At 56.1% G+C, this 9,650-nt stretch carries 10 protein-coding genes; 3 read left to right on the top strand and 7 right to left on the bottom strand.

The features are described 5' to 3' along the window. Window positions 1-67: 67 nt before the first annotated feature. The 5 genes from RJP21_RS22830 to RJP21_RS22850 all read right to left on the bottom strand — a co-directional run bounded on the left by RJP21_RS22830 (window position 68) and on the right by RJP21_RS22850 (window position 6,689). Window positions 68-1,051 carry an acetyl-CoA carboxylase carboxyltransferase subunit alpha gene (locus RJP21_RS22830; RefSeq protein WP_310861344.1) on the bottom strand — a complete coding sequence of 328 codons (984 nt, stop codon included), beginning with the start codon at window positions 1,049-1,051 and terminating at the stop codon, window positions 68-70. Continuing rightward, window positions 1,052-1,945, bottom strand: coding sequence for an acetyl-CoA carboxylase, carboxyltransferase subunit beta (gene accD / locus RJP21_RS22835; RefSeq protein WP_310861345.1), 894 nt, complete (start codon window positions 1,943-1,945; stop codon window positions 1,052-1,054). A gap of 85 nt (window positions 1,946-2,030) precedes the next feature. Beyond that, window positions 2,031-2,219, bottom strand: a complete 189-nt coding sequence (locus RJP21_RS22840; RefSeq protein ID WP_036707848.1) for a hypothetical protein — start codon at window positions 2,217-2,219, stop codon at window positions 2,031-2,033. 140 nt (window positions 2,220-2,359) lie between these two features. After that, window positions 2,360-2,866, bottom strand: coding sequence for a phosphatidylglycerophosphatase A family protein (locus tag RJP21_RS22845; protein WP_160043253.1), 507 nt, complete (start codon window positions 2,864-2,866; stop codon window positions 2,360-2,362). A 202-nt stretch (window positions 2,867-3,068) separates the two neighbouring features. Then, on the bottom strand, window positions 3,069-6,689 hold the full coding sequence (locus tag RJP21_RS22850) for a DNA polymerase III subunit alpha (RefSeq protein ID WP_310861346.1): 3,621 nt from the start codon (window positions 6,687-6,689) through the stop codon (window positions 3,069-3,071). Between the two features lie 149 nt (window positions 6,690-6,838). Here RJP21_RS22850 and RJP21_RS22855 point away from each other — a divergent pair, with 149 nt between their 5' ends. Genes RJP21_RS22855 through RJP21_RS22865 form a run of 3 tightly spaced genes read left to right on the top strand, consistent with a single transcriptional unit; the run spans window position 6,839 to window position 8,021 of the window. Beyond that, window positions 6,839-7,165 carry a YtrH family sporulation protein gene (locus RJP21_RS22855; protein WP_310861347.1) on the top strand — a complete coding sequence of 109 codons (327 nt, stop codon included), beginning with the start codon at window positions 6,839-6,841 and terminating at the stop codon, window positions 7,163-7,165. A 2-nt stretch (window positions 7,166-7,167) separates the two neighbouring features. Next, a complete protein-coding gene (locus tag RJP21_RS22860; RefSeq protein ID WP_310861348.1) occupies window positions 7,168-7,662 on the top strand; it encodes a sporulation membrane protein YtrI in 495 nt (164 codons plus the stop codon). Between the two features lie 50 nt (window positions 7,663-7,712). After that, window positions 7,713-8,021: a YtpI family protein gene (locus tag RJP21_RS22865; protein ID WP_160043249.1), complete on the top strand. Its 309-nt coding sequence runs from the start codon at window positions 7,713-7,715 to the stop codon at window positions 8,019-8,021. An 84-nt stretch (window positions 8,022-8,105) separates the two neighbouring features. Here RJP21_RS22865 and RJP21_RS22870 read toward each other — a convergent pair whose 3' ends face one another. Both RJP21_RS22870 and RJP21_RS22875 read right to left on the bottom strand, forming a co-directional pair. Next, window positions 8,106-9,440, bottom strand: a complete 1,335-nt coding sequence (locus RJP21_RS22870) for a DRTGG domain-containing protein (RefSeq protein ID WP_310861349.1) — start codon at window positions 9,438-9,440, stop codon at window positions 8,106-8,108. 119 nt (window positions 9,441-9,559) lie between these two features. Continuing rightward, window positions 9,560-9,650 (bottom strand): IS3 family transposase (locus tag RJP21_RS22875; RefSeq protein WP_310861361.1); only part of this gene is annotated, 91 nt, incomplete at its 5' end.

Consider the following 9,650-nt stretch of genomic DNA (forward strand, 5'->3'; position numbering starts at 1 on the left):
CTAAATTTACTACAAATTTAAGACTTTGTATAGGAACTTTGTCATATCTATCTTTGACAAGATGTGCCTATTCTATTGCTGTGGCAGTCGAAGATTGCTCAAATGCGAATTTTCCGATCTTGCGGAACTTCTGGTATCTGTCTTCTTTCAAGGCTGCGCCGTCCATTTCGGACAGCTCCTCCAAATGCCGGACCAGCGCTTCCTTGATCGCCGACGCGGTCCATTCGTAATTTTTGTGGGCGCCGCCGACCGGCTCCGGAATGATCTCCTCGATCACTTCGAACCCAAGCAGGTCTTTGGCGGTAATTTTCATCGCCTCGGCCGCCTGGTCGGCCTTCGACGCATCCTTCCACAAAATCGACGCGGCCCCGTTCGGCGAAATCGCCGAATAGATGGCATGCTCGAGCATCAGGACACGGTTGCCTACGGCCATCGCAAGAGCACCGCCGCTTCCACCTTCGCCGATGATCACACAAATGACAGGAACGCCGAGCGCGGACATCTCCCGTAAATTCCGGGCGATCGCTTCGGACTGTCCTCTTTCTTCTGCTGTATTGCCCGGATACGCGCCTTTGGTGTCGACAAAGGTAATGATCGGGCGTTTAAACTTGTCCGCCTGCTGCATCAGGCGCAGCGCCTTGCGGAATCCTTCCGGATGCGCGCTGCCGAAGAAACGGGCGATGTTGTCCTTCGTATCTTTCCCCCTCTGCTGGCCGATCACCGTCACCGGTCTTCCGTCCAGCTTGGCGAGCCCGCCAACGACGGCGAGATCGTCGCCGAACACGCGGTCGCCGTGGAGTTCGATAAAGTCGGTAAAGATGAGCTGGATCAGATCAAGCGAGGTCGGACGCTGCTGATGCCTCGCCACATGCATTTTCTGGTGCGGGGAAATGTTCGAATAAATCTCGTGCTCCATTTCCGCATAACGTTCTTCCAGCCTCGAAATTTCCTCGGTAAAATCGATACCCTTGTCCTGTCCGAACTGCTTCAGCTCGTTAATTTTTTGGCGCATTTCAACAAGGGGTTTTTCAAAAGGCAATTCTCCCGCCACTTAGTATCCCCCTTTCACGCTGTGCATCTCAAGGAGCTTGTACAACATTGGACGAAGCTCTTTGCGATGGACGACCAGGTCGAGCTGGCCGTGGGCCAGGTTGAATTCCGCCGTCTGGAAATCATCCGGCAGCTTCTGGCGGATGGTCTGCTCGATGACGATCCGGCCGGCAAATCCGAACACGGCGCCCGGCTCGGCAATGTTAATGTCACCAAGCGTGGCAAAACTGGCAGAAACACCGCCAGTCGTAGGATCCGTAATCACGGAGATGTATAAGCCGCCTTTTTCGTTGAAACGGGACAAGGCCGCGCTTGTTTTGGCCATCTGCATCAAGCTGAGAATGCTCTCCTGCATGCGCGCTCCGCCCGAAGTCGAGAAAATGATCAGCGGCAAATCCTTTTCGGTCGCCACCTCAATGGCTCGCGTAATCTTTTCGCCTACGACCGAACCCATGCTTCCCGTAAAGAAATCGAAGCTCATGACGGCTACGACGACAGGCAATCCTTCGATGGTGCCTTGTCCGGTAATGACGGCCTCGCGCAGACCCGACTTCATTTTCTGCTGCTCCAGCTTCGTTCCGTACCCCGGAAATTGCAGCGGATCCACCGATACCATGCCGCTGTCGAATTCCTCGAAGCCCTCTTCATCGAGGATCATATGAATCCGTTCCATGGCGTTCAGGCGCATGTGGTACCCGCAGTTCGGGCAAACCTTCAAATTTTTCTCCAGCTCTTTGCTGTATTGAATCGTGCCGCACTTGGGACATTTATTCATGAGCCCTTCGGGAACTTCCCGCCGGGGTCTCTCGCTTTCGCCAGGCTCGGCGCCTCTTCCTACACGATCTGAAGGAATGGTCGCGTACTTCCTTTTTTTCTGAAACAAGTCTTTAAACACAACTACACCTCTCCAGCCGTTTATTTGCTCAGCCGCACCAAATGCTCAATCAATCTTAAACGCCGCTTTTGTGTATCCCGAGAGATTAAGGATGCAAAATGGAATTCAGCACTTCCTGGACTTCCTCCAGCTCCCCGGAAGGAACCAGAATTTCAAATTGCTGTTTGGATAAGTTGACCGGACGGCTTTTCACCAAAAATCCTTCTTCGGTTAGCTTGGCCTGGATCATTTCCGCAACCTTCGCGGTTGGCGCGATATAGATGACCGTCCACATGCCTTTCGTCAGCCCCCTAATCTCATGTTTCTTTAGCCCGTATAATGAAACAATGATAACATAACTCTGTTTTTTCCCGCAAGAAAGAGCCTCTGAACACTTTTGCGGATCAAGGGGCGGCAAAAGGCCGGGCATTCCGGTCAAGAGCCCGGAGGAACGTTCGGATCGGGGTACGTTTTCGCGCCTTTATGCCTATGGGCGATGCGGGCCGAAGCCGCTGCGGCAAGCCCCGCCACCAGATCGTCCAAAAAAACGTGGATTTCATTTCTTTTGTCGTTCAATTCCGCGATGATGCCGTTTTTTTCCTTATCCAAATAACCAAAACTCGTCAATCCGATCATACCATACACATTCGTAATGCCAAGAGCCAATGTCTCGTCCACGCCATACAAAGGCTCATCCGCCTCCATGATGGATTGAAGAGGCTGGGGCAGCAGCTTTTGCTCCGCCAGCTCGTCGAGCGCCATTCCCGTAAAAAGGGTATATTGCACTTCCCGCTTGCCAAGTACCGCTTTGACGCTTTCCATGCAATCCTGCAATGTCAAAAGAGGGTGGTAAGCCAGCTGGAGCTGGTGCACGATCTTCGCGATATCCTCGACTTTGACTCCACGCCGGTTCAGCATGGCTACCGCTGCTTCATACGACATCCGTTATTCCCCCCGCATACGCTGCCGGAAGCTGATTTTCAAAGCCCCCGGCGCTTTCATAATGTTGTCCCTTGGAAGGGTGTTTCTATGTGTATGCGAAAACAACCGGAAACGTTCGTAAAATTGCGGTAAATCGCCAATCGTTTAGATTGTGGGCCCCGTGCGCTGCCAAGTTAACGGCGGTTTGGAGCGGCCGGCATTTTTATTTGATCCGGACCGTCTCTTTGCCGAGCATCCGTTCCATTTCCGCAAACAGCTCGGGCGAAGGCTTGATCCGGTAGCCGTCGCTTAAAGCAAGCAGCTTCTGGCTTTCCTCATAGAACAGCACCGTCTGCACCGGCCCCGGATGCTCCTGGAGCAGCACTTTCAGCCGGGCAAGCAGATCGGGGTTATGTTCGGCTTGCGGCGTAATTTTGACGAATACGCGCTGACCCGCGGACTTGCCCTGCTCCGGCGCGGGACGCATGCTTGCGGGCCCGGCGCTGCCGGAAGGCGTTTGCGGCCCCTCGGCGCCCGATGGGGACGCAGGCTTCCGCTCCGCTTTGGGATACGCCCTTGCGGGGGAAGGTTTCATGCGGGAGCGTTTCGCCAGCTGCGCGAGCGCCGTTTCATCCAGCGGCAGGACATCCTCGGCGAGCAGCTTGAAGCCCTCGTCCTGCTGCTGCACCTTGGCGCGGAGCGCGATCAGCGCCCCTTTGCCGACATGCTGCGAGCTCCGCTTCCACACTTCCGGAAAGAGGACCACTTCGCAGCGTTCGATCTGGTCCTCCACTTCCATGAAAGCCATCGCTTTTCCCTGCTTGGTCGTAATTGACTTAACCGAAATGACCATGGCGGCGACGACGGTATGCGATTCGTCGGCCGCCTCGGTCAGGTCCATCAGACGGTCGACGCCGGGAACGTCCAGCGCCACGTCGTAATCGTCAAGCGGATGCCCGGACAGGTAAAGCCCCAGCAGCTCCCGTTCAAGCTCCAGCTGCTGCCCGGCGGAAAACGGCGGAATGTCCGGATATTCGATGTCCCAGTTCGGCGTCTCGACGAAATCGAACAGCTGGATCTGCAAATCCTCGCGCTCCTTGCGCCATTTCACCGCCGCTTCGACCGTTTCGTCGAGCATGGCAAGAAGCTGCGCCCGGTGGCCCGGCAGCGAATCGAAGGCACCTGCCTGAATGAGCGATTCGATTACCCGCTTGTTGCAGACCCGCAGGTCGATCCGCCGGCAAAAATCGAGCAGGCTTTCGAACGGCTTCTCCTCCCTGACGAGCATCATGTTTTCGACGGCCTGCGTGCCGACGTTTTTGATGGCACCGAGCCCGAACCGGATGTGGCCCGGACCCGCGCCGTGCCGGGCTTCGTCTCTGCCTGCGGCGACCGGCGTAAAAAGGACGCCGCTTTCGTTCACGTCCGGCGGCAGCACCTCGATGTCCATCCGCCGGCATTCGAGCACGTATTCCGCGACTTTGCGGTGGCTGCCCATGACTGCCGTCAGCATTGAAGCCATGAACTGCACCGGATAATGAGCCTTCAGATATGCCGTCTGGAACGCAAGCACTGCATAAGCTGCGGCATGCGCCCGCGGAAAGCCGTAGTCGGCGAAGCGGACGATCATGTCGTAGACCCGGTTCGCGTCTTCTTCCGCGTATCCCTGCTGCAGGCTGCCTGCGACAAAATGGCTCCGCTCCTGATCCAGCACCTCGCGTTTTTTCTTCGAAACGGCGCGGCGGAGCAAATCGGCCTCACCGAGCGAAAAACCGGCCATCAGCGAGGCGATTTTCATAATCTGCTCCTGATACACGATGATGCCATAGGTATCGCTCAAAATGGGCTTCAGGTCTTCATGCGGATAGTCAACGCCGATTTGGCCGTGTTTCGATTGAATAAATTTCGGTATGAACTCCATCGGCCCCGGACGGTACAACGCAACGACCGAAATGATGTCTTCGAACGTCGAAGGCTTCAAGTCCTTCAGCACGCGCCGGATGCCGGCGGATTCAAGCTGGAAGATCCCGGTCGTTTCCCCGCTTCCGAGCATATCGTACGTCTTTTGGTCGTCGTCCGGAATCCGCTGAAAATCAGGGCTTTCCCCGGTCATTTCGCCGATCCAGTTCATGCAGCGTTCGATGATGGACAACGTCCGCAGGCCGAGAAAATCCATCTTGAGCAGACCGATGCTTTCCAGGTTTTCCATCGAATACTGCGTGAGCGCGGTTTCCTCGCTGCCTTCTTGCAGCGGCACCGCGTCGGTGAGCGGATCGCGGGATATGACAACGCCCGCGGCATGTGTCGAAGCATGGCGGGGCATGCCCTCCACCTTCATGGCCATGTTCAGCAATTCGCGGATTTTCGCGTTTTGCTGCGCGTAAGCCTGCAGTTCCCCGCTCAGCTCCAGCGCCCGCTTGATGCTGATGCCGTGGGCGGACGGGATGAGCTTGGCGGCCTTGTCCACTTCGCCATACGGCACGTTCAGCGCCCTTCCGACGTCGCGGACGGCCGCCCGCGCCGCCATCGTTCCGAACGTGATGATTTGCGCCACATGCTCGCGGCCGTATTTTCGGACGACGTAGCGGATGACTTCGTCCCGCCGCTCGTCGCTGAAATCGATATCGATATCCGGCATCGTCACGCGCTCCGGATTCAGGAATCGCTCAAAGAGAAGATGATATTTGATCGGGTCGACATTGGTGATCTCAAGCACGTACGCGACAAGGCTGCCCGCCGACGATCCCCTTCCGGGGCCTGTCGCGATGCCTTGGCTGTGCGCGTAAGCGATAAAATCCCATACGATCAGGAAATAGTCGCTGAAGCCCATGCTTTCGATGACGCCGAGCTCGTAATCGAGGCGCTTGTCCAGCTCCTCCCGGCCGCCCGGCGCGGTCCAAAGCTCCGTTTTTTCATAGCGCTTGGCAAGGCCTTCGCGGCAAAGCTCGCGCAAATATTGGGCGGAATTCATCCCTTCGGGCAGCGGCCGGTATTCCGGCAGGATGGATCGGCCGAATTCCAGCTCCAGGCTGCACTTTTCCGCAATCGCGGCCGTATTGGCGATCGCCTGCGGCACATGCGGGAACAAGCGGGCCATTTCCTCCCCGTTTTTGAGGTACAGCTGGTCCGTCTGAATCTGCAGCCGGCCTTCGTCCTCGACCGTTTTGCCCGTTCCGATGCAAATCAGCACGTCCTGCATGGCGGCATCCTCGCGTTTCAAATAATGGACGTCGTTGGTTGCGACGAGCTCGATGCCAAGCTCCTCCGCCAGCTCGACCAGCTGCGGATTGACGCGTTTTTGTTCCGGCAGTCCGTGGTCCTGAAGCTCCAGGTAAAAGTCCTCCCCGAAAATTTCGCGGTAGCGGATCGCCGCTTTGCGCGCTTCTTCCGTTCTTCCGTGCAGCAGATGCTGCGGCACTTCGCCGCCGAGGCAGGCGCTGAGGCAGATGATCCCCTCATGGTGGGCCCGGAGGGCTTCCATGTCGATCCGGGGTTTATAATTGTAACCTTCCAAATGGCCGATCGAGATCAGCTTCATCAAGTTGCGGTAGCCGGTCCCGTTTTTGGCCAGAAGGATCAAATGATAAATCGGCTGGTCTTTCCGGCTGCCCCGCTCCTTGCGCGAGCCGGCCGTCAGATAAGCCTCGCAGCCGATGATCGGCTTGATGCCCGCGGCAACGCAGGCTTTATAAAAAGGCACGGTGCCGTACATGACCCCATGGTCGGTCAGCGCCAGCGCCTTCATCCCGTAATCGGCGGCCCCGCGGACAAGGTCCGAGATCCGTGCCGCTCCGTCCAGGAGGCTGTATTCGCTATGCACATGAAGATGCACAAATGAACTCATATCTCTTCTCCTTTTTGTCCGCCATTGATGCGGAAAACAATCATCCCTTTATATTATTTTATCATAAACGCCAAGGCACCGCCCATAGAATGGAATAGAGGCCATCGGACAGGCGGTATGCCAGTACCCCTCTGAAAGGAAGGGATATCATGAGCACCTTTTTATCCAAGGCGATTCTCGATTTTTTCATCGCCTTCGGCATCGTCATCGGGGGGGCGATGGTCGGAGGCGTCGGGGCGGTCATTTCGCTGCAGCCCCCTACTCAGACGATGCTGGACGTTGCGGACCGGATCAAAATCTGGGCCCTCGCCGCGGCGGTCGGGGGCACGATCGATCCGATGCGGGTCATCGAAAGCAATTTTTTAGGAGGCAATCTGTCCCCGGCGATCAAGCAGATTTTGTTTCTCGTGTCGGCTTTTTTGGGGGCGCATATGGGGAGCGAGCTCGTGAAGTGGGTCTGCGGCGGTAGGGAGTAGCCATGAGGATTCCTCCGTTTAGCCGTTACCGCCATATTTCGCAAATCGCCGCCGTTTTCGTTTTGGGCGCCGTCGTAGGCGCCGTCGTGTACAACGCCGTATTTCAGAACAGCTATAATTTGCTCTGGCTGTCGAATCAGGATTTGGAGATCCAGATCAAGCAATATGAAGACGATATCAAAACGTTGAAAAAATACAGAAACCAGCAAACGGTGATCCGGGAAATCAAAATCCGCAACGAGCAGCAGGATCCCCCGCTCGACCCGGTCATCGTCAAAGCCATCATCGTGCAGCTCGGGGATGATTTGGACGTGCTGCGCGGCCGGAACGTATTCGAAATCGATACGTACAGCAAGTTCGTCCGGACGCTGCTCAATGAAAAAATATACAAGGTCCGCGAAAAGGAATATACCGTTGAAATCAAAACGATGCTGCTGATGGAAGGCATGCTGCAAATCTGGGTGGACGTCCATCCGGTCAAAGTGCGAAATCCGTAGAATCATGGTACAATGATCCTCATCAGGATTTAAAAGGGGATACGCAACCGATGGTTATATTCATCCGTTACTTGCTTTTCGCGCTGCTGGTCGTTTCCTGCATTTGCGCCGCCCTGTACAGCAGCCGTTCCCGGCGCGCCAAAGACGCCCGCGAGCGCGGGTTATACGGGGCTGTTACGAACATTTTCATGGGGTTGATGCTGGTCATGCTGGCGCTGATCGCCATGTTCATGTTCAGGGGGTCGACGGTCGCCGTTATCGTCGAAGCGGTTTTTCTGGTGCTCGGCGCGTTCAACATTTTTGCCGGCATCCGCAACCGCGGCTACTTCCACCGGATGAAATCGAAGGACGCGAACTAAATGAACGAGCCAGCGGCAAAAGCCGGGCACTCCGTATAAGGAGCTCCCGGCTTTTTCGTTGCTGCATTTCTTGCGCCCTCCGGCTTATCCGTGTTCGATGGACTGCAGCGTCAGAACCGCTTTGGCGACCAAGCTGTCCATATGCGTCATTTCGATTTCCAGCTTGCACGTCCTGCGGCTTGCTTCCAGCAGCCGCGGCATGACCGCCACGGGATCCTCGATCTGGACCGGACGGAGGAAATAGGTGGACATGTTGTCCAATACGAAATCGTTGCCCGTCATGTCCTTCGCGGCTCGCAGCGCGGCCTGCGTCATGACGGTCGTAAGGATGCCTTCGGAAATGGTCCCGAGATCCGTCGCCATCTGCGGAGTGATAAACCCGTGAAAAAAGAGCTTTCCCTCCTCGTCCCGCTCGTCGGCAAAGCCGTTCCAGATCAAATGATCGAACGTTTCCCCAAGCTGGGGCTGCTTGCGCGCGTCGCGCATCGCCTGCAGCACTTCCTTGCGCGAGACGGTCGCCACAAGCTTGCGGTTTTTGTCCACGATCGGCAGGAAATCGATGCCCTCCCACATCATCAGCTGCGCAGCCGACGCCAGGGACGTTTGCAGCGTGGCGGTAACCGGATTGCGGACCAGCACTTTTTCGATGCTTTGCTCCGGCGGCAGCTTCCTCAAATCGCTGCGGTTGACGATGCCGAGCACCCGGTTCCATTCGTCCACCACCGGCAGCCTCGTGTCGCCTTTTTGCTCGGATAACGCCATGCTTTCGCCGGCCGTGCTGGACAGCTTCAGCGCATGGATTTTCGGCTTGCTGCCGACGATATCCTCCACGATCATAATTTTTTTCTTGATCAGGCGGTCGAAGATCGCCCGGTTGATCAGCGACGCAACGGTAAAGGTATCGTGGCGCGACGAAAAGATCGGCAAATTCAGCTTGTCGGCCAGCGCCTTCACCTCTTTGCTCGTGCCGAAGCCGCCTGTGATCAGAACCCCCGCTCCCTGCTCCAGCGCCAGCGTATGCGCATTTTCGCGGTTGCCGACGATAAGCAGGCTTCCGGCGTCGATGTATCGGGCCATGGCGTCCACCTTCATCGCGCCGATCACATATTTATGCAGGTTTTTATGCAGGCCTTCCGCCCCACCGAGCATATGTCCCTCGACGATTTCGACGACATCGGCAAAGGTCAGCTGCTCGGACATGTTGCGCGGTTTTTTCTCGACCCGCACCGTGCCGATCCGCTCCTTCGTCACAACGATCCCGAGATTTTCCGCGTCCTTCAAGGCGCGGTAGGCCGTTCCCTCGCTGACGGACATTTCTTTGGCCAGCTTGCGGACCGAAATTTTCGTTCCTACCTTCAATCCTTCGATATGCAGCAGCAGCTGCTCATGTTTTGTAATTGCGTCATCGCGGCCTTCCAAGCTGTTACACCCCCATCGTTACAACTGTACCATTCTGTATCTATATAATACCATTCCGCGTCACGCAAAAAAAGCCGCGGCGGTGAAGTGACCCCCAAAAGCTAGACACGGTTATTTCATCAAGCAGCTTTCTCAAAATGAGTTCGGTACTGTACCGGACTCATTTTGATTTTTGCTTTTAACCGTTTGGTATTGTAGTATTCAATATAT

The sequence above is a fragment of the Paenibacillus sp. VCA1 genome, assembly GCF_031583795.1.
GTDB lineage: Bacteria > Bacillota > Bacilli > Paenibacillales > Paenibacillaceae > Paenibacillus_AQ > Paenibacillus_AQ albilobatus.

Coding starts and splice junctions, on each gene's coding strand:
- RJP21_RS22855 (WP_310861347.1), top strand. CDS start 6,839: ATGAGCACCTTTTTATCCAAGGCGATTCTCGATTTTTTCATCGCCTTC.
- RJP21_RS22845 (WP_160043253.1), bottom strand. CDS start 2,866: ATGTCGTATGAAGCAGCGGTAGCCATGCTGAACCGGCGTGGAGTCAAA.
- RJP21_RS22865 (WP_160043249.1), top strand. CDS start 7,713: ATGGTTATATTCATCCGTTACTTGCTTTTCGCGCTGCTGGTCGTTTCC.
- RJP21_RS22860 (WP_310861348.1), top strand. CDS start 7,168: ATGAGGATTCCTCCGTTTAGCCGTTACCGCCATATTTCGCAAATCGCC.
- RJP21_RS22840 (WP_036707848.1), bottom strand. CDS start 2,219: ATGTGGACGGTCATCTATATCGCGCCAACCGCGAAGGTTGCGGAAATG.
- RJP21_RS22850 (WP_310861346.1), bottom strand. CDS start 6,689: ATGAGTTCATTTGTGCATCTTCATGTGCATAGCGAATACAGCCTCCTG.